Source organism: Novosphingobium sp. BL-A-41-Hi4B-X5A, from assembly GCF_055521705.1.
Map to the genome: position 1 here is coordinate 798,185 of NZ_JBVFVT010000002.1, position 22,697 is coordinate 820,881.

The following is a 22,697-nucleotide window of genomic DNA, read 5'->3' on the forward strand; positions in this document are numbered from 1 at the left end:
ATCTTTGTCACTCCTGATCGGTCGGCAGTACGCTGGGGCAAGATCGCCCCCGCGTGCCGTCGCACTATGCCTCCCAATCAGTCGCGCGTGGCCTCGCCCTCAGCGACCCACCTGGGAGAAACGCATGACATCCGGAGCACGTCCGCAGACCACTGCCTATGTCGGGGGCAAGATCTACACCGGCACTGCCGACCTGCCCTGGGCCGAGGCCCTGCTGGTCGAGGACGGGAAGATCCGCGCGGTCGGATCGACGGACGAGATCCTTGCCCAAGCGGGTAACGCCCCGCGCGAGGACCTTGGCGGGCGTATGGTCATGCCGGGCATCCACGATGCCCATATCCACCTCCTCGCCAGCGGGCTGAAGTTCTGCTTCGAATGCCGCCTGACCGAGAACGCCGACGCCGACGAGATCGTCCGCAACCTCTGCGATTGCCCCAAGTGCTCCAGCCCTGCCCTGTCCGACTGGATCATCGCCGGGGAGTTCAACCCCAACGTCTTTCCCGACGCCAAGCCGGACCGCGCCTTCCTTGACGAAGCCTTTCCGGACAAGGCCGTGTACATCTACGACTACACGATCCACCACGCGCTGGTGAACGGCAAGGCGCTGGAACTCGCGGGGATCGACGCCTCCACCCCCGACCCGCGCGGCGGCCGCATCATGCGGCGTGACGGATCACAGGAGCCGACCGGGGAACTGGTGGAGCGCGCAACCTGGGCGGTGAAGCGTGCGATCCCGCCCTATGAAAGCAACATCTATCGCGATGCCCTGCGCTGGGCCCTGGCCACCACCAGCAAGTTCGGGATCACTTCGGTCCAGGAAGCCTCGGCCTCGCTCGCCCAGCTGCAGGTGCTCAACGAACTGGATGCGGCCGGAGAACTGCCGGTCCACGTCACGGCCCACCTCGTCTGGCAGGAAGAGTCCTTTGGCGGCGGCGTTTCCTGCGAGGAACAGGAGCGCCTGATCGCGCAGCGGCGCGACTTCAGCAGCCCGCACGTCCATACCGATTTCGTGAAGTGCTGGCTCGACGGGGCCCCGCTCCCGCCCCACTTTACCGAGGCGCCGCTGCTGGACAATGGCGCCGGCGTGGACACGAGCCGGATCCAGATTTCCGAGGAAGTTCTGACCGCTGCGCTGGTCGAGTATGACCGGCAGGGCATCATGCTCAAGATGCATTGCGCGGGCGAAGGGTCGATCCGGGTCGCGCTCAATGCGATCGAGGCCATGCGCAAGACCGAAGGGGCGAGCAACCGGCCGCAAGAGATCGCGCACTGTACCTTCATCCACCCCGATGACCGCCCGCGCTTCGCCGAACTCAATGTGATTGCCGAGTTTTCGCCCGCGATCTGGCACATCCGCACGCCTGAGTTCGCCGTTCTGGACAGCGGCTACACCTTTCAGTCGATGCAGCAGCTGGGCACCCATATGACCGTGGGATCGGACTGGATCATCACCCCCGACCCGAACCTGTTCCCGGCGCTTCAGGGGATGGTGGAACGCGGCGCGGAGTCCGTCAGCCTTGCCGATGCGCTGCGAATGATGACGATTGAAGGGGCCCGCGCGGTCAATCTCGACCAGCGCATCGGGACCCTCGAAGTGGGCAAGTCCGCCGACTTCATCGTGCTGGACCGGAACCTGTTCGAAGTCCCGACCGCCGAGATCGGCGCCACCGCAGTGCTGCGGACCGTGTTCGAAGGACGCACCGTCTACGCTGCCGAGGAGGGCCCAAGCTCATGACGATCCCGGTTTTTCTGCTCACCGGGTTTCTCGGCGCGGGCAAGACCACCCTGCTCCGCGCCCTGCTTCGCACGCCGGAATTTGCGCGCACGGCAGTGCTCGTGAACGAGGTGGGCGAGGTCGGGATCGACCAGCACCTGGTCGGCACCGACGTGATGCCCGCCCTGCTGATGGATGGTGGCTGCGTCTGTTGCAGCGTGCAGGGCGACCTTGGCCTTGCCCTGCGCAATCTGGCGCTCCTGCGCGAGCGGGGGGACATTCCCGAGTTTGAACGCGTGGTGATCGAGACCAGCGGGATCGCCTGTCCGGGGCCGGTCCTGCACAGGCTTGCGAGCGACGACTGGGTCAGGGCGCGGTTTGGCGTGCATAGCGTGATTACCGTGGTCGACTGCCAGTTCGGGCCGGAGGCCGTGCTCGGCTCGGTCGAGGCGCGCGAGCAGGTGAGCCTGGCCGACCGGTTCGTGGTGACCAAGTCCGACCTCGTTCCGGTGACCGATCTGGCCGCTGCAACGGCACTGCTTCGGCGCTGCAACGGCCTTGCAACAATCACGCTTTCGATCAACGGCGACTGCGTGCCGGCCGACCTCCTCTGCCGCCCGGATCACCCCGGGACCGGCCATAACGCCCACGCCTGTTCGCCCCATGCGGAAGGCCTGTCGGTATCGACCGCAGTGGCCGAACTGGACCGCGCCCTCCCCTGGCCCGCCCTTGCCCGCGCGCTGGATAATGCGGCGCGGGAGTTCCACGATGTGCTGCTGCGCGCCAAGGGTCTGTGCCACGTCGCCGAGAGTGCCCGTCCGATCCTTGTCCAGGGAGTGCGCCATTTCTTTTTCCCGCCCGAGGTGCTCGAGGCCTGGCCGCGGGGCGAGGCGAAGACCGCCTTGACCTTCATTGCCAAGGACCAGAACGCAGGCCCGGTGCGCGACCGCTTCATGGCCCTGCTGGAAGCAGCCACCGCGCCTGTGCCGGGATGAAGAGGGCACCTAAAAAACGTTACGGATCAAGGATAACCTGATAGGCAGGAACCTGAGCTGAGGGACAACACGATGGGATGTCCAACTGACGGAGATGAAGGCACGGCGGGCGGCTCGGTCGTCTCGGGTTCGCGCTTCTTCGCCGAGGCGCTGACCAACCGCTATGGCGCCCACCGCGTCGACGTGCGGAGCGAGCGCCATGTGGCCCAGCTTGACGTCGCCGCCTTTGGCCCGTTCGCGGCCGGGATCGCCCGGGGCCGCGACATTGGCTGGGAACGGCAGCGGCGCCAGTTGGACGAACAGTGGCATGACTGCATCTTCCTGATCCAGCAGCGTGGCGGCCTGTCACGGGTGCGCCACCGCGACCGGGTGGCGGAACTGCGGTCGCACGACCTTGTCCTGATCAGCCCGGTCGGGGAATGCAGCTTTGAACTGGTGAAGCCGGGGGCAATGATCTCGCTCGGCCTGCCCTTCCCCCTGCTCGAGCGGTCGAAGGCGGACTTTACCGACCTGTTGGGGGCGACGATCAACGGGTCGCAGGGGGTGGGCCGGGTCCTGTCCTCGATGCTGGGCGCGCTGGCCCAGCCCGAGGCCAATTTCGATGCCGACGACTGCGTGGTTCTTGGCGAGATCATCGCGTCGATGCTGGACCACTGCAAGACCGGCACCGGCCCCAAGCCCAACGAGGTACGCCACCGCCAGCTCACCCAGTTGCAGGGCTGGGTGGAACAGCATCTGGACGATCCCGACCTTGGCCCGGACAAGCTGGCGCGGGTCTGCAACCTGTCGCGCAGCCAGCTTTACCGGCTGTTCCGCGATGAAGGGACGACCCCGCAGGCCTGGGTCTGGAACCTCAGGCTGCAGGCGGCGCGGGCCTGCCTGATGAAGGATCGCGGCCGGACGATCACCGACATCGCGTTTTCAGTGGGGTTCAACAGCGCGGCGCACTTTTCCCGCGCGTTCCGCCAGATGTTCGACTGTTCCCCGCGGGAAGTAGCGGCGGCAAACTGAGGGGCAATGGGCGCCCGGACATCTGGCCCGAACGCCCTGCCGACGCCTTCGGCCTTACTTCAGCGAGGTAAGATAGGCGATGATCGCGGCCCGCTTCTGGGGATCGCGCTCACCGAAGTAAGACATCTTCGTGCCCTTGACTGCCCCTTGCGGGCTGGTGATGAAGGCATCGAGGGTCTGGGCGTTCCAGACCTTCCCGCTGGCCTTCATCGCGGCGGAATAGACATAGCCCGGACGTGAGCCGGCCTTGCTGCCGACCACCTTGTAGAGATTGGGGCCGAGCGTGGCCTTCTGGCCTGCACCGACCACGTGACACGCCTTGCACTGGTTGAATGCCGCAGGGGCCGCCTGGGCCATGGCAGCCGCTGCGCCAAAGCCGCAGACGGCGGCCATGGCAGGAACGGCGACAAGGAACCTGAACTTCATCGTATTCTCCCGGTTGCGTCTTTCTATTGGGCCTTGGGAAATCCGGCAGCCAAGGCTGCACGGGTCGCCACGACATTGCCCAGCTTTACCTTGCGGTACTGTGCCACTTCTTCGGCTGAATAGGGCTTGAAGCTGCCCGGCTTGAGCCCGCCGAACTGGACCAGCATCCAGTCCATCAGCTCGGCCAGATCGCGGTCGCTCAGCTTGGAATTGGACGAGCCCGGAACCTGGACGAGGAATTCCCGCCCGCCCGGCACGGTCAGGAAATGCTGCACCTGACCGCGCAGGGTCGGCACGCGGCCGGCCATGCCTGACCCGTCGGGCAGGTGGCAGCCCTGGCATTCCAGCATGTAGTTGACCTGGACCCGGCGCCCGTTGGTGCTGTTCGACTGCGGGCGGCCACCCGGTTGGGGTGGGGCCACAACTTGGGCGACAGCTGCGGAAACGGTACCGAGAAGCACAAAGACCAGCAGGATCCTCGGGTACATGGGCGTTATCCTCAGGCAGTGCCCAGCAAGACCGAGGTCGAACAGTTGTAGACCACGCCGACCTGGGTGCCGAGGCACCAGTTAATGTCGTTCGAACCCGACGGCATGTAGACCGGCGTATCGCGTTCGTTGCGGTTGCACTGGCAGCGGCCGCAGGCCGACTTGCCGCAGCAGTCGTTGTAGGAAATGATGTAGTCCTTGCCGTCGACCGGGTTCTTGCAGGTGCCCACCCAGGTCACGGGCGAAGGTTCGGTGCCGGGCGGGCAGGTGGATGCCGATCCGCCGCAGCACGAGCAGAGGAACCCGTCGATCGCGCAATAGCGCCAATAATCGCATGACTCCGGATTGCCGGATTCGCCGGGCTGGACCGCTCCGGCGCGCGACACGGGCAGCAGCGGAAGCGAGGCGACCATCCCGAACGTGGCGGCGCGACCGAAGAAACTGCGACGGGAAATGTTGCGGGCAGTGGACCTGGACATCCGTTCCAGAATCCTGTCAATCCGGCTCATCTGAGGACCTCCAATTTCGATTTCATGCACTGCGCTGTTGCGCAAGGTAATCCTGGAGCGAGCTGACGCCGAGGCGCTGGGCCTCGAACAGGCTCTCGACATGTTCGCGATTGTTCACCAGCCCCTTGGCAACGAGACGGCCATCGGCACCAATCAGCGCGGCATAGGGCAGCTTGGCCACACCGAGCTTGCGGCCCAGTTCCATCGAGAGGACCAGCGGATAGCCATCCAGCCCTTCGCGTTCGACCATGCGCTGCTGGAGCGGCACGTCGCCGTCGCTGGCGAGGACCAGACGCGTGGTCCGGCCAAGCCGGTTGGCCATGCCGAGCACGGTAGGCAGCATCGCCTTGCACATCGGGCAGGTCGGCGAGACGAAGAACAGCAGCGTGGCGCGCCCGTCCTCGCTCGCTCCGCCAATGGTCAGGTTTTCTCCGTGAAGCGTGGCATAGCTGGCGACGGCAAGCTCTTCGCCGGGCCGCAGGCCGCCGGAAAGAGACAGCGCGCCCGACGATGGCAAGCGTTCATGCAGTATGCCGATCTGCCGGAGCATACCGAGCATCATCGCGGCCATGACCACGATCACCACCCACTGAGCGACGATTGCGAATACGAGGTAATTGCTCATCGCTGCATTGCTCCCAGAATTGCGCGGTTTGTCTGATGCTGGCTGAATGCGGCATAGAGCAACAGGCTGACGATAGCCGCGGGGGCGGCGGCAAGGCAGGCCGACCACAGCGGCCCCGGAAGGGTGGCCTGCCCGCTGGCAAGCACGAGGGCTATGGCCGCTAGCACGACGTTACGCCCGACCATGGCCCAGCTGATGGGGGCCTCGGCCTTGCCGAAGCCGGAACAGCCACAGCCGAGCCCGGTACGCCCGCGCGAGACGTTGATCGCCATAGCAAGGCCATAGACCAGCAGGACCACGCCAGTCGCGGCAAGGGCATGCTGTGGCGACACAGGAAGGATGGCCAGCAGGGCAAGGCCGAGCAGTAGTTCGAGGCCGGACAGTGCAACCGCCACCGGGGAGACCAGCGCCGCTGGGACCAGCATGTAGCTGTCCACCGTCGCCGCGAATTGCCGCGGGCGAGCGATCTTGGTCGTAGCCGATGCGAGGAACAGCGCGGCAAAGCCGAGCTGACCGGCAAGGATAGCCAGCGGACCGATCACGGCCGGAGGGCCAGTGGAGCGGGCTGCAGCACAGTGATCGATGCCCCAAGCCCATCTACCGTGCGAAGCACCTTGGCACTTGCAACGTCGCGGATCTGGAGCGCGCTCTGCCCGAGGTTGGCGGTGTAGAGCAACGGCGCTGCATCCTGGCTGATCGCCACCGAGGTGGCCTGTCCATCGAGCGGCATGCGCCGGATCAGGCGCCCTTCGGAAGCCTTGTATACCCACAGTTCGGTGCCGGGGTCCTTGTGCGAATTGACGTCGCCTTCGTGCATCAGGACATAGAGCGTATCAGTAGCTGAGTGATAGGCAGCCGTCTGCAGCGCACCGGGGCGCCACGCGCCGGGAACGTTCTGGACCAGCGGCCAAGTCCGCTGAACGACCGGTATGCCCTTGGCCTCACCGACCACGAAGACCTTGCCATCTCGCGAGAAGAACAGCCAGTTCGTGCCGGTCCAGACACCCTTTTCGGTGACCGGATCATCAGTCGGGAAGATCTGGGCCGTCGCCGGGGCGAGCGAGATCTGGCCCTTGGCATCAAGGGTGCCCGGCTGGGTCGACCCGTCGCTGCAGAGCATGAAGAACTGCGTGGCCGAGGTCGGGAAGGTCAGGCCGCAGCCCGGCGTCGCGAATTCGCCAGTAACCTTGCGCTGTTCCATGTCGAGCACGGTCAAGGACTGTTCCGGCGTGAAGTTGTATATAAGGCCGAACTTGCCGCCGGGCATGACGCTGTTCGAGGCAAGGAAGGGCATGCCGCCGAAGCGCTTGGGCGGAATGGCCACCTCGTCTCCGGGGGCAAGGTCGGTGGTCTTGTAGAAGGTCGCGACGTCGGCCCGCTCACCTCGCGAGGTGCGGGTGTAATAGGTGCCGGTGACGGCGACGTATTCGCCCGAGGGATGGATCATCAGCGTGCCATGGCCGTAGCCACCGCTGATCATGCCAAGAACCCGGCCGGTATCCCCGTCGACCAGGTAGGATCGCCCGTCAGGCATGCGCTCGAAGGCAATCTCGTTCACCCAGACCCAATGGGGCGCCATCGTCTTGGCAAGGGATTCGACGACCAGCTGCTCGGGCTGAAGTTCTGCGTGGGCCACGGCGGAACACGACAGGCAGGCACTGGCGGCAAGAACGAATTTCCTGAGCATCGACCGCTCCAGCTGTGAGTATTTGAGCGGCTGCGCAGCCATGCGTGGCTGCGCAGCCTTCGCTTGATTACTTGGCGGCTTCGAAGCTGCCCATGACGTACATGTCGCCCGCGCAGACCCAGCGCCCATCGACCTTGGTCCACAGGAACAGGATGGCGAAGGAGAACGGCTTCTCGCCCGACTTGGGGTCCTTCGGCGTCACATAGAACGTGGCCCAGTCCCAGCCAGCATCGCCCTTGACATAGCTGTTGTACGGCACGACGCGGACGTTGTAGCGCGCGACGGTCTTCTGGTAGTCGGCATCGAAGGCGGCGCGGCCTTCGACCGGCTTGCCCTCGACGCCAAACGACAGGGCATTGTTGGCATAGAACCGCTTCACGATCGGATCGGCCTTGCCCTCGGCGAAAGCCTGTTCCTTCAAAGTATAGAGTTCCTTAGTCGCCTTGCGGAAGGCGGCCAGTTCAGTCGGGTCGGAAGCCGGGATGTCGCCAACCGTGGTGAAGGCGGTCGTGGTTTCGGGCGCAGCGTCGGCCGCGGTCGCTTCGCCGGAAGGCGCCGCCTCGGCTTTGTCGAACTTGCCGCAACCGCCGAGCACGAGGACGGCGGCTAGGCCTGTCATGGCAGCGGCGTGCCGGATCTTGAGCATCTTGTTCATTGTGAAATCTCCGAAGTGTCAGTCGTTGAGGGCCAGCATCTGCTTGGCCGCGCGCTCGCCCTGCTCCACGGCGGTTTCCCACATCTGGGCGCCGGAAAGCTCGGAATGGCTGAATGCGATGCGGTGGAAGGGTTCGCGCAGGACCTCCATCGGGGCCTTCTTGCCGTCCTTTCCGAAGAAGAACCCCGGATAGCCGCAGACGTAGGCATGGCCCTGACGGTTCGCAATTATCGCCGCGATGTCGCGGTCGGCATCGAAGCCATAGGGCGCGAACATCTTGGTGAACTGGTCGCGGATCTGGCTCTCGATGTCGGCAAAGCTCATGCCGAAAAGCTGCATGCGGCCCGTGGTGCACTGGTCCGGGAAGGGAACGCCAGGGTTCAGGAACGGGATGTACTGGGTCAGCACCACCGGCTTGTTCGGGTCGAGCGGCTGAGTTTCCTTGCCGTCGAGCACGAGGTTGCGGCGCAGGCTGGTCCACCAGCCAAGACCCTCGAACCAGCGGACCGCTGCCACGCCGAGGTTCTCGAGGAACTTCCAGTTCCTAAGGGCGACGTTGAGGGTGAGGATCGGCGCGTGCTGGAAGGCCTGCATCGCTTCGCGGTAGGCTGGGCTGATGTCATGGCAAATGCGCTTGTTGGCATGCTGCTGGCCGGCGCAGATGACGCGCTTGGCGCGGACCGAATGCAGGCTGCCACCCTTCTCGTAGGTAACGCGGACGACCTTCGCCGAAGCCGCCTTGCCTTCGTGGACGACCGAGAACACCGTCGCGCCGAGGCGCATGCGGTACTTGTCGCCGGGACGGTCCAGCGTGTCCCAGTTCACCGTGCTGTACTGCAGGCCATAAAGGCTGTCGTCACCGGTCAGCGCTTCGGGCTTGGCAAGCTTGAGGAAGCGCTTGGCCTGGAAGGTGTTGCCGCCCGGGAACGTGGCGAGGAAAATTCCATCGGTCGGGTCAGTGCCGCCAAGCTGGTAGCGTGAATAGGCGTTCACGCCCGGCATCATGTAGTTCCATGCCGAGTAGGCGGAAATGATGTCCGAACCCAGCGCGCAACCCATCGCCGCCATCACGGGGTCCAGATAGGCGCAGACCTGATCGATCAGGTCGGCCGGGACATTGGCGACGTTGAGCAGGAAGTCCTTGTAGGACATCGTGTCCAGCCACTGCGCCCAGTCGTCGCGGCGCGGCGGGGTGCGGTACAGCTCAAGGTCGACCAGCGCCTTCTTCAGCCGCTCAGGGATCGGGGCCTTGGCGAAGCCGTCGCGCCACGGATTCTTCACCATGCCGTGGCCTTCATAATAGAAGGCGGTGTCGGCCCGTTCCCACGCGATGTGCATGGGCGACCACATGTCCTCGGGGATGAGGATATCCTTGGTCAGGTTCTGCGGCTTCTGGTGGACGAACTCGGTGGGAAAACCAAGCTCGCGGACGAAAGGCGTGGGAAAACCGGCCTCTCTCGCCTTGGCGAAGGGAACGACGATGCCCGTCGAGCCCTGCGGCGCGGTCAGGCGATAACCGTCGACCTCGAAGTCGTTCTGCTTGGCCTCACCGCCGAAGATGTCGTGCTGGTCGAGGACGAGGACCTTCGCGTCGGGCTTCTCGTGGATATAGACATAGGCAGCGGTCAGACCGGAAATGCCCGCGCCGACGATTACCAGGTCGTAGAGGTCGTCGACAACCGGGGCCTTGGCAATCCGCTTGTCGAACGAGCCGTTGCGGATTTCGCCATGAGCGGCATTGACGACCTTGTGGGTGTTGCCGTTCTTGTCGGCATAGTCGCCGATCCCGCTTGGGCCTGTCCAGTCAGGACCGAGCCCCGTCATGGGGAGTTGGTACGTTTGCGCTTTCGCCAAGGATCGCATGCCGGGTGCAGCGGCCGTAAGTAGTGACGCGCCTGACCCGATCAGCGTTGCCCCAACGAAATCGCGTCGGGTTATATCGGGCCACTGACTGGACTTGGCCCCAGCATTGCGATCCTTGTCCTTCATAAGGCGATCCCTTCCACTTTAAAAACTACGGGTAACCGATCCACCGATCCATCGAGGTCTTGCGAAGGTTTGCTGGGAGATGCCGAGGGCGGTGGAGAGGTCGAGGTTGTATACGCGGTATTGCTTGTCGGTGATGTTGTTGGCGAATGCGGCGATTTCCCAGTGGTCGTCGTTGGTCTTGAACGAGACGCGGGCGTTTCCGATCACGCGTTCGGGTTCGCGATCGATGGGTGCATTGAAGGTGGAGAAATACTGGAAGCTGTCATACTTCCAGTCGGTCTGCACGGTGATGTCGCCGGGGCCTACCGGGACGGTGTACTGGATGCGTCCGCCAATGCTCCACTTGGGCGCCTGTGGCAGCACGCGGTCGGCAACGCGCCCGAAGGGCAGGACGATGCCGCGCACCTTGGTGTCGAGGTAGGTTGCAAAGGCCTGCAGGCTCAGCCCGCGCAGGGGCCGTGCGCCCAGTTCCAGTTCGGCACCGTTGATCCTGGCCGGACGGTTGGTGATCGACTGCGACAGGCCGACGATCGAGAAGGCCTGGTAGTTCTTGTAGTCGTAGTGGAAGATCGAACCGTTGAGGGTCATGCCCGGCGCAGGCTCGGTCTTGAAGCCGGCTTCGTAGTTGGTCAGCACTTCCTGGTCATAGGGCAGGCTGGCGGGCACGATGCCCGGGAAGGCCACGACGCCGAAGCCGCCGCTCTTGGTACCGCGGTTGACGCCGGCATAGACCAGCACGCCATCAGCCGGGCGATAGTCGACCTGGGCCTTGAACGAGTAGTTCTTGAAGGTCTTCCTGGCGAGGTCGGGATAGAGCGCCTTGTTGAAGCGCTCGGTGCCAAGGTCGGTGCCCGCGCCATCGAAGGCGCTCAGGGCAAAGTCGTAGTCCTTCCAGTCCCAGCTGTAGCGCGCACCGAGGATCAGGTGGACCTGCGGCACCACCTCGTATTCGCCCTGACCGAACACGGCGAGGCTCTCGGTGTTCTGGCGCCCGCCATAGCGGGTGACGAGATCGAACGACTGGGCAAGATCGGCGACATAGGCATTGTCGGTGCGGATCTTCATGCCATAGGCCCCCACCAGCCACTGCAGGCGGTCAGTGTCGCCCGAGAGGCGCAACTCCTGCGAGAGCTGGTAGAGATCCTGGGCGGTGGTGTAGTTGAAAGCCGACGAAGGACCGATATCGGAGTCCTCGCCGTAGTTCTTCTTCAACTTCTGGTAGTCGGTGATCGAGACCAGGCTGACGGTGCCGATCTTCTGCTCGTAACGAAGGGTCGTGCTCCAGTAGGTGCGGCCAAAGCGGGGATCGGTGTTGAGCGAGGCAGTGAACGGGTCGCCATCGGCATCGCGATAACCAACCGCATCGCATCCTGCGCAGGTGCCCCAGAAGTCGACATTGGCCGGCAGGGCATAGCCCAGGCCATCGGCGTTGAAGCCGGCCGCCGCATGGCTGTAGCTGCCCGAACTGCGTTCATTGTCATTGCGCAGATACTGCGCCTTGAACAGCAGCTTGCCCTCGCTGCCGACATCGCCTTCGAGCTGGAAACGGCCACCGTAGAACTTGCTGCCACCACGGTCGGGGCCGATGTCGTTCTTGATGTAGCCGCCATGGTGGTTGCTGGTGAAGGCAAGGCGGGCGCGTACGCTCTCGCTCAAGGGACCGCTGACCGCGCCCTCGGTCGCAACCTGACCATAGCTGCCGACCGTAAGGGTGGCAAAGCCCTCGAAATCGCGGGTCGGCTTGGCAGTGACGATCTGGACAAGACCGCCCGTCGCGTTACGACCGAACAGCGTTCCTTGCGGACCACGCAGGACCTCGACGCGCTGCAGGTCGAAGGTCTGTCCACTGATGGCGCCCAAGGCACCGACATAGACTTCGTCATTGTAGAAGGCGATCGGCGCCTCCTGCGAGTCGGCAAAGTCGTTCTGGGACACGCCGCGCAGATTGAAGACCGTGATGGTCGGGCTGTACTGGTTGACCTGGAGACTGGGCACCTGCCCTGCAAGCGCGGTAACATCCTGACGGCCAACCGCGGCGAGCGCCGACTCCCCGAGTGCGGTAACAGCCAGGCTGGTGTTCTGTACCGACTGCTCGCGCTTCTGCGCGGTAACAACAATCTCGTCCGTCTCACCCTCATTACCAGACTGGGCTTGAGCCTGGACCATGCCGGGGAAAGCCAGAGCTCCACCAGCAAGCAACAAAGCGGTCCGCAAGCGCCGGGCGCCAGTGAATACCATCGTACTTCTCCCCTGAAGTCCAAGAATCTTTGATTATCCGACCGGTCGGATAAAACCCGAACAGAGTCGGTTTGTAAAGGGGATAAATGCTGCTATCACCTAGCACACGCAAATCCTCTACAACCAAAACTCGACAAACGTCGGAAAAAAAGAGAAACGCCACCGTCGGCTCGGATTTGAACAGAGATGGGAGCGGGCTTCAGACAGCTTTGATTGGTCTCCGCAGAAAGAATGGCATTGCCAAATGCCGGGGTGCGACATGGCTTGGCCGAGTCCCACCGAAAATTCGGAACTTGCTTAAATAGTCCGACTGGTCATACAATTCCCTAAGAGCGTTTTGCAGATTGCCCTTATGAGCATTGGTCACTCAATCCCTGAGCTCGATCACACCAGTTCGCGCAGCGCTGCTCTGCGCGCCCTGCTGTTGGAATTTGAAGAAGCGTTGCAGGACCGTTACGGCCCTCACGTGGCAACGGCGATCGGGCCGAATTGTTCTATTGCTTTGGAAGCGGTACAGATAGGTCCGCTCTCGGCCGGTATCGCCGCAGGAGAAGGAATTGCATGGGAGCGACACGCTGGCCGGCTCAACTGGGGCTGGCACGACTGCGTGTTTCTGGTGCAGCAACAGCGCGGCAAATCCATCGTCACGCACGCCGGTCGGAGGATCTCGCTAGATACCTCCGATTTCTTGCTGGTTTCCCCATTCGGCGAATGCCACTTCAAGATGCCAGGTCCCAGCGCGCTACTTGCCGTTCCGCTTCCACGCACCTGCCTCAAACCGATCGAGGCCTATCTAGATCAAATGGTCGGAGTCGCGATTGACGGCAGCCGCGGGTTCGGTCGAATCCTCTCAACCACCTTGAACTCGTTGCACCAGTCGCAACAGATGCTGGACGCAAGCGACCATGACGTCCTTTTAAGGGCGCTCGTTTCCATGCTTTATCGCAGCTGGAAGAACAGGCAGGTGTCAAATCTCACCCAGTCACCTCAGCGCACGGCGCGGCTAAGGCATTGGGTGATCCAGAACGCAAGGCAGCCAGTTATTTCGCCTGATCGCCTTGCACAAGAGTACGGCGTTTCCCGTCGCCAACTCTACCGCCTGTTTGCGCGCGAGGGCACGACACCACAAGCTTGGGTCTCAGATATACGGCTGGAAATCGCGCATGATATTCTCTTGCGCCAAGCTGAGTCCTCGATCTCGGAAATCGCAACGGCAGTAGGATTTCATGACTCAACGACCTTTTCACGTGCCTTCCGCAACCGCTACGGCATTTTGCCGAGCCTGATGCGCTCACCGTCTTGAAGCCAACTGTCAAGTCTCACGCGGATACCCGTGAGGGTACCCGCGTTTCTTGGCAGGACCTACTGGCGATAGGACAGGGTCAGCCCGTTTGTGCGCGGCGTCAATTGGCGTCACCACGCCGCGTAGCAGGCTCAGGCTGCATGACCTCAAGGGTTTCGTTATCGATCACATCCACGAACCGAACATTCAGCCCAGAATGCTGGCTGAGGTCGCCAGCCACTCGCTGCGCCAGTTATACCGCCTCTTCGCGCAGGAGGGCATCACTCCTCAGGCGTGGGTTCCGCAACTGCGCCTCGCCGTGGCGCACAAGCACCTGCAGCAGCATTCCGGCACGTCGATCACCGAAGTGGCCTTCGCTGTCGGCTTCAATGACGCCGCGCACTTTTCCCGCGCCTTTCGCAAGCAGTTCGGCGTGACCCCATCGATGGTTCGTGCCGCCTTCTGAGCGCGCCCATCGCGGCACGCATAGGCAAGTGGGTCGGCCTTCGCCGCACGCCTGCACAAAGAAATCAGCCTTGTTGCGCGCGCCGTGGCACTTGGCAAGCATGTCCAGAATTTGGCACGGGCTGGCAAGCGCTCCTTTTCGAATCCGCCGATAGTGTCACTTGCACGCGAGCTAGGTGGCTCGAATTGCAGATTGCGGAGCGACTACGGATGACGACCAACTTCTACACCGATGAACGTACCTTCTGGCATTCAACTGGCGTCCAGGCGCTTTTCCTCCCCCTCGATCGCTGGGTCCAACCACCTTCTGGCACCTATGGCGCGGACACCCCGGAATCCAAGCGGCGGCTTCTGAACCTGGCCCAAGTGTCTGGGCTGGTCGATAAGCTCACCGTGCTGAGCGCTCCGCCCGCCACCGAAGAGGACATGCTTCGCGTACATACGCGCAGTTACATCGCGCACTTTCCCGAATTGAGCGCCAGGGGTGGCGGCGAACTTGGCAGGGTCGCTCCGTTCAGCGTGGGGGGATTCGAGGTGGCGGCGCTGTTTGCCGGGCTGGCCAAGCGCGCGGTCGACGACGTGCTAACCGGCAAAGCGCGCAACGCCTATGCCCTGTGCCGTCCAGCCGGGCACCATTTCCTTCGCGATCAAGCCATGGGCTTCTGCCTGCTCTCGAACATCTCGATCGCGATCGGGGCGGCCATGGCCAAGGGGCTTGCCGGACGCGTTGCCGTGGTCGACTGGGACATCCATCACGGCAACGGCACGCAAAGCATCTTCTACAATCGTGGTGATGTGCTCACCATCTCGCTACATCAGGATGGCTGCTACCCGCCGGGCTACAACGGTTTGGAAGACCGCGGCGAAGGCGATGGCCTTGGTGCTAACATCAACATTCCGCTCCCCGCCGGCAGTGGTCACGAGACTTACATGCGCGCCCTGCACCGGATCGTCGGCCCGGCACTGCGCGCGTTTAATCCTGACCTCGTCATCGTCGCCAGTGGCCTCGATGCCAACTCGGTCGACCTTCTCGCGCGCATGCTTCTGCACAGCGGTAGCTACCGCGCGATGACGGAATACATGCTCGAACTAGCCCGCGAACTCTGTGACGATCGCCTCGTCGTGGTGCACGAAGGCGGCTATTCGGAGGACTATGTCCCGTTCTGCGGCCACGCCCTGCTTGAAGCCCTGTCAGGCAAGAAGACCGAAGTGGTCGACCCCGAGCTTGAGTTCTTCCAGCTCCAGCAACCTAGGTCCCACGTCCTTAGCTTTCACAACGAACTGATCGACCAGTTCTGCAAGACGCTCGCGATAAGCTGACCGGCCAGTCCATGTGGACACGGCGCATCGACCCGTTACGGGCGATGCGCCAGCAGGCAGCACCCGACTGTTGAACCCAATAAAGCAATTCTGTGCCCACTTGGGCTAGCTGCTCACAGGAGTTCGAACACCTCGATCCTCCGTCCGCCCTCAACATGGCCGAGCCGTCCGATGAACAGCGAGCTGTTCAGCCACGCATGTGCCCCCTCTGGCGCCTCGAAGTGGTGGACCGTGCGGGAATAGGCATCTGCATTACTTGCGCCGCCCCGAACGAAGCCCTGGGCCTGGTCGGCGATGATCTGGCCCTGACGGGACCTGATCCGGTAGCGGACGAGGTATTCAACGTTGCCATCGGCCCGCCGGTCCAGCCAGGATTCGCCCGGCAGCACCTCTCCTTGCAGGCCCGACCCGTCAACCGTTCCGCCCGTGATCGGAATGATGATCCGCCCGCCGGCACCGATGGTAGCCGGCTCACCGGTCAGGGTGACGAGGGTACAGAACGGTTTGAGCGCCAAAGGCGCCTGGCCCCCGGCCGATGCCGCCCCAGCCGAGAGGCGCGTGACGGGCAGGACCGTCAGCGCCGCCGCCAGCGAGGCATGCTGCAGCACAGCCCGGCGGCTTTGTCCGGCAACCCCTTCGCCGCTCATCGCGCGCCCTCCCGCGCCGAGGCCGGATCGGCGGCATAGACGACGCGGCCCTCGAATATGGTTTCGAGCACGCGGGTCTCGCCGATGTCGTCAGGCTTGATGGTGAAGATGTCGCGGTCAAGAATGGCCAAGTTGGCCCATTTCCCGGGCATGAGCGAGCCGATCGCGGCATTCATCCCCATAGCCCGCGCCGACCCTGCAGTATAGGCTGAAACAGCCTGCTCGATGGTCAGGCTCTGCTCTGGCCACATGGCGCCAGGGAAGCGCCCGGTCGGGTTGCGCCGGGTCACCATGCCCTCGATCCCGGCCCAGATGTCGGAGTATTCGTCGGGCAGGGTCTTCCAGTCGGAACCGCCGGCCAGCGTCACGTTCGACTGCACCATGGTCTTGAACGGCCAGTAATGGTTGGTGCGCTCCGTCCCGATCTGGGCGGCCGTGCCATCCGCGATGGGCCCCGGGAACCACACGGTGGGCGAGGCATCGATCGCCACCCGCAGCGGCACCAGGCGGGCAAGGTCATCGTCCTTGATATAGCCGCCATGGGCGATCTGGTGGATCGGCCCGCGATCCCCGTTGAGCGCACGAGCCGCCTCGATCGCCTCGAGCGCCTCGCGCACTGCGCCGTCGCCCGCAGCGTGTAACTTGATCGACACGCCGAGCGCGTCGAGCCTGACCACCAGAGGCACCAGCTCACCCGGCTTCATCTTGTACTCGCCGCGGAAATTGGGGTCGTGTTCCTCGCCAAGGTGATAGGGTTCGACGAAAACCGCGGTCCGCGTGGTCATCACCCCGTCGAGGTAGATCTTGGCATACTGGGTCGCGACATGGGGCCCTGTCGCCTTGGCGGCAGTGGCCATGACAGCAGCCGGATCGGCCTTGTTCGACGCATCGAAATAGGTCGAGAGGGCCACCCTCGCGTTCAGCTTGCCCGCCCTGTCCAGACGGGCAAAGGCCGCGCCAACGTTCACGTCATCAATGCGGGCGTCCTGGAAACCGGTGATGCCCCTGCGACTCATCCGGGCGATGCTGGCCTGCAACATGCCGGGCATGTCGGCCTCGCTGAACGGCCGGGCGATCGGCGTTGCCTTTTCCACCAGGCTGAACGCGGCTCGTTCGACGAACAGCCCCACCGCCTCACCTGTCGCCGGGTCGCGGACGATCTTGCCGCCCGCCGGCTCCTGGGTCCTGCGATCAATCCCGGCCAACTCCATCGCCCGCGTGCTGACCCAGCGGTTGTGGGTCGTATCATCGCGCAGGTAAACGGGGCGGCCACCGCTCGCCTCGTCCAGCGCCTTAAGGGCGGCAAGTGTGCCGATCTTCGGCAGGAGATTGCTGGACCAGTATTCCCCCATGATCCAGGCATCAGGCTCGGCTGACTTGCTGCAGGCCCGGACCCGGTCCAGCACCTCCTCGAAGGTGGAGTAGACCGGGAAGTTGCAGCGGTAGTGGACGATGTTCTGCGAGGCCCAGAAGGTGTGAACGTGAACGTCATTGAGGCCGGGAATCACCGTCCGCCCGCGCAGGTTGCGGACGACGGCGGCCCTGCCCGCAGCCGCAGCAACCTCCTTGTCGGTGCCTACCGCCACGATCTTTCCCTGAGCGATGGCGACTGCCTGCGCCCAGGGGTGGTCCGGATCGGCCGTGAAGATCTTCCCCCCGGTTAGGACGAGGTCCGCCGGCTGCCCAGCCATGGCCGGCGTGCAGGCAGCGACGAGTGCGAAGGTGCCCACCATGGCACGGAAACGGCCGATCCGGTTCATCATTCAAGCCTCAAAAGCGATAGGAAAGGTCAGCGCCAAAGGTGCGCGTCTCACCCGGGAAGAAGTAGTAGATCCCGAACAGCGATGCGAAGTCCCAGCGGGCAGCATCGTACTTCTTGTTGAGCGCGTTCTTCGCCCAGACACTCACCCGCCAGCCGTCATCACGCTGATAGGCGATGCTTGCATTAGCGAGGGTGTAGGACGGCACCCGGTTGCGCTCGACATTGGTGGCATCGAAGTACTGGTCGCCGGTATAGCTGACCTCCACGCGCGGGCGGACCTCTCCTCCCGGCACCGGGATCGCATATTCGGCAGAGCCGAAGGCTGACCAGCGTGGCACGTAGGGCAGCCTGCGTCCGGCGCAATCGGTATTTGCGCCGAGGCAGTTCGGGAAGGCCTTGTACTTCGCATCAGTATAACCTGCCGAGCCGGTCACGGTGAGGCGGGACACCGGGCGCAGGGTCAGCTCGACCTCGCCACCCTTGATCGTCGACCTGCCGGCGTTCTTGATTGTAAAGGCACCGGCCTCGAAGATGTTGACCTGCTGGTTCTCGTAATTGGTATAGAACGCAGCGGCGGACAGCTGGACCTTACGGTCGAACAGATCGGACTTGACCCCCAGTTCGTAGCTGGTGACCTTTTCCGGTGCGAAGGTGACCGATCTGCGGATGTAGTCCGGGTTGAACCCACCCGACTTGAACCCCCGCGCAACCGATACATAGATGCTGGTGTCGCGCGTCGGGCGATAGTTCAGGCTGGCGTTGCCCGAGAAATCGCTGTCCTTGCGCGACTGGCCGACGATGTCGAGGCTGGGGAACTTGATCCACGACGTGTCGCGCTGGCGGTGGTCAAGCGTCTTGCGCTCCTCGGTATAGCGCGCACCGATGGTTAGGGTCAGATCATCGCGCAGCTTGAAGTCATTGCTGGTGAACAGCGCCCAGACGCGCGAATTGACCCGTGAATCCGTGCTGATCCGGCCATAGGTAATGGGGTAGTTGTTGTAGATCGGATAGAACGGGCCCGAATGGAACGCATCGGGCAGGGCCGCGTCGGTATAGCGCTTTGACGTCCCGTTCTGGTGGAAATAGTAGAAGCCGACAAGGTAGCTCCAGAACCGCGTCCCGGTCGAGGCGACGCGCAGTTCCTGTGAGAAAGCCTTGGTCCGGTCGTCGAAGCCGGAATACTGGATCGGCCAGGGCGTCGCGTCATCGTCGGTACTGAAGCGCAGGCGCGCATCGCGATAGGCCGTGATCGCGGTGACCTGGTTCCCCGGCAACTCCAGCTCGCTGGTCAGGGCCACGCCATATTCATCGCGCCAGTTGATCAGTGAATTGCGGTTGAGGCCGTCAATGTTCATCGCATCACGGTCGTTGGCGATCACGCCCGGGACGGTCAGCGCCATTCCCTCCACCCGCGTCAGCTGCGCGCCCATGCCGCGGCTGCGGGTGGTGGTATAGTCGCCCGACAGGGTGAAGCTCAGCCCCGGCGAAGCCTCGGCGCGCAGTGCGCCGCGCAGCGCCCAGGTATTGTCGTCATGGAGATAGTCCAGCCCATCCAGCCGGTTGATTACATCGCCGTCCTTGAGCGAGCGCGAAAAGCTGATCTTGGCTGAAACGCCGTCCGTCAGCGGGCCTGACAGGCGGCCCTCGATCTTGCTGGCATCGCGGTTGCCGATGCCGACCAGGACGCTGCCCTCAGGGGTCGAGCTCGGCTTGCGGGTGATGATGTTGACCGCGCCTGCGATCGTGTTCTTGCCGAACAGTGTCCCTTGCGGACCGCGCAGGATTTCCACCCGCTCCACGTCTGCAAGAACCTGGTTGAACGCCGCCGAACGGCCGACGTAAACTCCGTCGACATAGGCGCCGACGCCGGGATCGAACCCGATATTGCGGGCATTGGTGGCAATCCCGCGCATGCCGTAGGTATAGGCGCCCGAGCCGTTGCTGCCCGAACTGGCCGGAGGCATTCGCACGTTGGGAACGGTGGAGCCGATCTCGTTGACCGAGCCGAGGCCCCGGTTGCGGATCGATTCCGCGCCCAGCGCCGAGATCGAGATCGGCACGTCCTTGAGGCTTTCGTCGCGCCTGCGCGCGGTAACGATGATCTCGCCGCCCTCGTCGGCTCCGGCAGACGCAGCCGCAGCGGCCCGGCCCTCCTCCTGCTGCGCGAGGGCGGGTGACACCGCGCCCAGAGCGCACAGCGCCGTCGTCGTCACCAGCCAGCGCAGTGCCCGTCTCTTTTCAGTCCTTGCCATGTGGTAGCCCCCATCACCTGATTTTCTTTATAGACTGACCGATCAGTCTATTTAATCAGGCTAATCAGCGTGGGGCCGCGTTGTCGAACGAAAAAACTTCTGCAAATCCGGCAGTTATTTTCCGCGTGAAGCTGAGGTCAGGTATTGCGCGGAGGATCTTTCCGCCTCGGTCATGATCCCCTCCAGCCAGTCGAGAAACTGGCCGACCACGCCAGAACTGTTGGCCGGGACAAGTGCGTAATAGTGGTGGTCGATTTGCACCCCCTCGCCAATGGGCACAATCGCGCGGTTCTTCAGGAAGGAATGACAGATGACCGAGTGGGCCATGGTTATTCCGACCCCGTGGATCGCCGCTTCGAACAGCATGTTGGAATCGCTGAAGTGGATGATCGGCCGTCGGGTCACGGGCCGGTCGGTGGCGACGAACCATTCGGTCCAGTGGTCGATCAGCATGAAGGCGAGGAGCTCAGCATCCGGCCACTCCTCTGGCACGAGCGGCGTACTGCCTCCGAGCAGCGTCGGTGCCGCCGCCGGGAACAGTAGCCCGGACGACAGCTGCGTCGCCTTCATCCCCGGCACCATTTCGGGAATGCCATAGCGCACCACCAGGTCCAGCCCCGGATGGGGGACCCCGCCTTGCTGCTCGCCGTCGAGGTACATGACTGTACCGGGCGCGATCTCCAGGAACTCACGCAGACGCGGCGCAACGACATGGGTCGCGAGGGCCCGCGAGATTCCGATCCGCAAGGGCGGCTGCGCGCTGAACGGCAAGGTGTCGAGCGCGAAACGGATCGACTGCAGGCTGCCCGCGATCGACGCCGCCAGCTGCGCCCCCTGCGCGGTCAGGTGCCATTCGCCGCGCTGCCGCTCGAACAGCCTGAGGTCGAGCAGGATCTCCAGCTCGCGGACCTGACGGGTCACCGCGCCGGTCGTGACCGAAAGTTCCTTGGCCGCCGAGCCGGGCGACAGCGTGCGGGCCAGTGCCTCGAACGCGCGAAGGCCGGTCAGCGGCAGGTTACCGAACATGTGCCTCCTCCCTTGCACTCGCGCATCTTTGCTGGCGTGCAACTATCCGGGGAAGGCCCGCAGCCCGCCACGGCCGATGTTATCCGCGTTCAGGCGCCCTACCCGAGCCCGCGCGTGATCAGTCCGACCGCCATGGCCGCGATCTGATCTGGCGTCACTGCGCCGGCCGGATCGTACCAGTTGCCGGTCCAGTTGATCATGCCGAACAGCAGCATGGTGAGCGACCGCGCTCGGGCCCGGTCGTTGGCCAGCTCCGGGTGGATCTCGACCAACCAGCCCTGCACCGCATCGATGATCCGCCGCTGCTTGCCGACGATGTCCGCGCGGGCTTCGGCCGGCAGGTTATCCAGTTCTTGCAGCAGGACCGACTGGCTCGCCGCCGCGCCGACATAATCGGCCATAAACATCCGAATCAGGCGCGCCAGCTTTTCGGCGCTTTCGCCCTCGCTGCCTTCGACCTCTTCAAGCGTCTCGATTAACCGATCGATGTGCGAGGACATGACGCCCAACAGGACGTCCTCCTTAGATGGAAAGTAATGATAGAGCAATGACTTGGACGCATCGCACGCCTTTGCGATGTCCATTACTGACGTACCGAGAAAGCCTTTTGCAGCAAACAGCTCCGCCGCCTTCTCAACGATGGCCTCGCGCCGCTCTTCATAATCTACGGCCTGTGTACGGGCCATTCGCGCATACCCCTTTTTCTGCACCAATGCGCGTAGCATTGCACACTTTGAGGTCAAGATGCGAACCGGCAGAGTCAGCGCCGGGGATCGCCTGCGAAGTTGGCCAGCAGCATCTGCCCGCAGACGATGGCATTACCGCCGTCAAGCACGAGATTGGACCCAGTGATCAACGCAGCTTCGTCGCTAGCGAGGAAGGCCGCGGCCGCCGCTACGTCTTCCGGGGTGGCTGGTCGGGCGATCGGCTGGTGCGCCGTGACCGAGGCATAGGCTTGGTCCATGGACACGTTGTCGCGCGCCATGATCGCCTGCATCGTCTGGTCGGCCATCGGCGTCCGCACGAAACCGGGCGAAATCGCGTTGGCCCTCACCCCGAACTTGCCAAAGTCATGGGCGATCGACTTTGTCAGGCCTATTAGGGCGTGCTTGGCGGTGACGTATCCGCACATTTCCGGTACCACTTCAACGCTGCCGAGCGAGGAAATGATCACAATTGCCCCGCCCTTGCGCTTAAGCCACGGCATGGCGCTGCGCGCGGCGACGAAGGCGCTGGTCAGGTTGTTGCGCAGAGCCTCTTCCCAGATCGCGTCAGTCGTATCGATGACCGATCCGATCTGCGCAGTCCCGGCATTGGCGACCAGCACGTCGAGCCCGCCATGAGCCTCGGCAGTCTGGTTGATTGCTGCCTCCACCGTCGGCCCGTCGGCAGCGTCCCCGGCAATGGCGAGGCAGCCGAGTTCGCGGGCGGTTTCCTCGAGCGGCTCTCGGCGTCGGCCCATGATCGTCACCTTGCCGCCAAGCTCGATGAAGCGGCGCGCGATGGCCGCCCCAATTCCGGTTCCACCGCCGGTCACGAAAATCGACTTTCCTTCAAAACGCATGTTTGTACCCTCGGTGTGATCGTCTAGTAGGGGGACAAACGG

Annotated in this window: 21 protein-coding genes; 6 read left to right on the plus strand and 15 right to left on the minus strand. The window is 63.6% G+C overall.

What is annotated here, in order from left to right; all coding sequences use genetic code 11:
• The first annotated feature begins 124 nt into the window (after window positions 1–124).
• The 3 genes from ACZ1JY_RS19330 (at window position 125) to ACZ1JY_RS19340 (ending at window position 3,720) form a co-directional block, all read left to right on the plus strand.
• On the plus strand, window positions 125–1,735 hold the full coding sequence (locus tag ACZ1JY_RS19330; RefSeq protein ID WP_465131204.1) for an amidohydrolase: 1,611 nt from the start codon (window positions 125–127) through the stop codon (window positions 1,733–1,735).
• The gene (locus ACZ1JY_RS19335; RefSeq protein WP_465131205.1) at window positions 1,732–2,709 is read left to right on the plus strand and encodes a CobW family GTP-binding protein; all 978 of its coding nucleotides are present in this window, start codon (window positions 1,732–1,734) and stop codon (window positions 2,707–2,709) included. Before ACZ1JY_RS19330 ends, ACZ1JY_RS19335 begins: the two co-directional genes overlap by 4 nt.
• A gap of 72 nt (window positions 2,710–2,781) precedes the next feature.
• Window positions 2,782–3,720: a helix-turn-helix domain-containing protein gene (locus tag ACZ1JY_RS19340; protein ID WP_465131206.1), complete on the plus strand. Its 939-nt coding sequence runs from the start codon at window positions 2,782–2,784 to the stop codon at window positions 3,718–3,720.
• Between the two features lie 54 nt (window positions 3,721–3,774).
• Here the strand turns inward: ACZ1JY_RS19340 and ACZ1JY_RS19345 are convergent, their stop codons facing one another.
• From ACZ1JY_RS19345 to ACZ1JY_RS19385, 9 genes are all read right to left on the minus strand, one after another.
• The gene (locus tag ACZ1JY_RS19345; RefSeq protein WP_465131207.1) at window positions 3,775–4,146 is read right to left on the minus strand and encodes a c-type cytochrome; all 372 of its coding nucleotides are present in this window, start codon (window positions 4,144–4,146) and stop codon (window positions 3,775–3,777) included.
• 23 nt (window positions 4,147–4,169) lie between these two features.
• Window positions 4,170–4,634, minus strand: coding sequence for a c-type cytochrome (locus ACZ1JY_RS19350; RefSeq protein WP_465131208.1), 465 nt, complete (start codon window positions 4,632–4,634; stop codon window positions 4,170–4,172).
• An 11-nt stretch (window positions 4,635–4,645) separates the two neighbouring features.
• Window positions 4,646–5,143 carry a methylamine dehydrogenase light chain gene (locus ACZ1JY_RS19355; protein WP_465131209.1) on the minus strand — a complete coding sequence of 166 codons (498 nt, stop codon included), beginning with the start codon at window positions 5,141–5,143 and terminating at the stop codon, window positions 4,646–4,648.
• Window positions 5,144–5,165: 22 nt separating this feature from the next.
• Complete coding sequence (gene traF / locus ACZ1JY_RS19360; RefSeq protein ID WP_465131210.1) at window positions 5,166–5,768, minus strand: conjugal transfer protein TraF; 603 nt, start codon at window positions 5,766–5,768, stop codon at window positions 5,166–5,168.
• Window positions 5,765–6,310 (minus strand): MauE/DoxX family redox-associated membrane protein, encoded by a 546-nt coding sequence (locus ACZ1JY_RS19365; protein WP_465131211.1) that lies wholly within the window; start codon window positions 6,308–6,310, stop codon window positions 5,765–5,767. Before ACZ1JY_RS19365 ends, traF begins: the two co-directional genes overlap by 4 nt.
• Window positions 6,307–7,455, minus strand: a complete 1,149-nt coding sequence (locus ACZ1JY_RS19370; protein WP_465131212.1) for an amine dehydrogenase large subunit — start codon at window positions 7,453–7,455, stop codon at window positions 6,307–6,309. Before ACZ1JY_RS19370 ends, ACZ1JY_RS19365 begins: the two co-directional genes overlap by 4 nt.
• 67 nt (window positions 7,456–7,522) lie before the next feature.
• Window positions 7,523–8,110 carry a YybH family protein gene (locus ACZ1JY_RS19375; RefSeq protein ID WP_465131213.1) on the minus strand — a complete coding sequence of 196 codons (588 nt, stop codon included), beginning with the start codon at window positions 8,108–8,110 and terminating at the stop codon, window positions 7,523–7,525.
• 18 nt (window positions 8,111–8,128) lie between these two features.
• Window positions 8,129–9,934, minus strand: a complete 1,806-nt coding sequence (locus ACZ1JY_RS19380; RefSeq protein WP_465131214.1) for an NAD(P)-binding protein — start codon at window positions 9,932–9,934, stop codon at window positions 8,129–8,131.
• Window positions 9,935–10,117: 183 nt separating this feature from the next.
• On the minus strand, window positions 10,118–12,265 hold the full coding sequence (locus ACZ1JY_RS19385) for a TonB-dependent receptor (protein WP_465131215.1): 2,148 nt from the start codon (window positions 12,263–12,265) through the stop codon (window positions 10,118–10,120).
• A gap of 409 nt (window positions 12,266–12,674) precedes the next feature.
• Here ACZ1JY_RS19385 and ACZ1JY_RS19390 point away from each other — a divergent pair, with 409 nt between their 5' ends.
• The 3 genes from ACZ1JY_RS19390 to ACZ1JY_RS19400 all read left to right on the plus strand — a co-directional run bounded on the left by ACZ1JY_RS19390 (window position 12,675) and on the right by ACZ1JY_RS19400 (window position 15,404).
• Window positions 12,675–13,640: a helix-turn-helix domain-containing protein gene (locus ACZ1JY_RS19390; protein ID WP_465131216.1), complete on the plus strand. Its 966-nt coding sequence runs from the start codon at window positions 12,675–12,677 to the stop codon at window positions 13,638–13,640.
• Window positions 13,641–13,836: 196 nt separating this feature from the next.
• Complete coding sequence (locus ACZ1JY_RS19395) at window positions 13,837–14,085, plus strand: helix-turn-helix domain-containing protein (protein ID WP_465131217.1); 249 nt, start codon at window positions 13,837–13,839, stop codon at window positions 14,083–14,085.
• A 209-nt stretch (window positions 14,086–14,294) separates the two neighbouring features.
• Window positions 14,295–15,404 (plus strand): class II histone deacetylase, encoded by a 1,110-nt coding sequence (locus tag ACZ1JY_RS19400; protein WP_465131218.1) that lies wholly within the window; start codon window positions 14,295–14,297, stop codon window positions 15,402–15,404.
• 113 nt (window positions 15,405–15,517) lie between these two features.
• Here the strand turns inward: ACZ1JY_RS19400 and ACZ1JY_RS19405 are convergent, their stop codons facing one another.
• From ACZ1JY_RS19405 to ACZ1JY_RS19430, 6 genes are all read right to left on the minus strand, one after another.
• Window positions 15,518–16,051: a DUF3237 domain-containing protein gene (locus ACZ1JY_RS19405; RefSeq protein WP_465131219.1), complete on the minus strand. Its 534-nt coding sequence runs from the start codon at window positions 16,049–16,051 to the stop codon at window positions 15,518–15,520.
• Window positions 16,048–17,814, minus strand: coding sequence for an amidohydrolase (locus ACZ1JY_RS19410; RefSeq protein ID WP_465131220.1), 1,767 nt, complete (start codon window positions 17,812–17,814; stop codon window positions 16,048–16,050). Before ACZ1JY_RS19410 ends, ACZ1JY_RS19405 begins: the two co-directional genes overlap by 4 nt.
• A gap of 7 nt (window positions 17,815–17,821) precedes the next feature.
• Entirely contained in the window at window positions 17,822–20,065 is a 2,244-nt protein-coding gene (locus tag ACZ1JY_RS19415) for a TonB-dependent receptor (RefSeq protein WP_465131221.1), read from the minus strand.
• 114 nt (window positions 20,066–20,179) lie between these two features.
• The gene (locus tag ACZ1JY_RS19420) at window positions 20,180–21,091 is read right to left on the minus strand and encodes a LysR substrate-binding domain-containing protein (RefSeq protein WP_465131222.1); all 912 of its coding nucleotides are present in this window, start codon (window positions 21,089–21,091) and stop codon (window positions 20,180–20,182) included.
• 98 nt (window positions 21,092–21,189) lie between these two features.
• Entirely contained in the window at window positions 21,190–21,816 is a 627-nt protein-coding gene (locus ACZ1JY_RS19425) for a TetR/AcrR family transcriptional regulator (protein WP_465131223.1), read from the minus strand.
• A 35-nt stretch (window positions 21,817–21,851) separates the two neighbouring features.
• The gene (locus tag ACZ1JY_RS19430) at window positions 21,852–22,655 is read right to left on the minus strand and encodes an SDR family NAD(P)-dependent oxidoreductase (RefSeq protein WP_465131224.1); all 804 of its coding nucleotides are present in this window, start codon (window positions 22,653–22,655) and stop codon (window positions 21,852–21,854) included.
• Window positions 22,656–22,697: the final 42 nt, after the last annotated feature.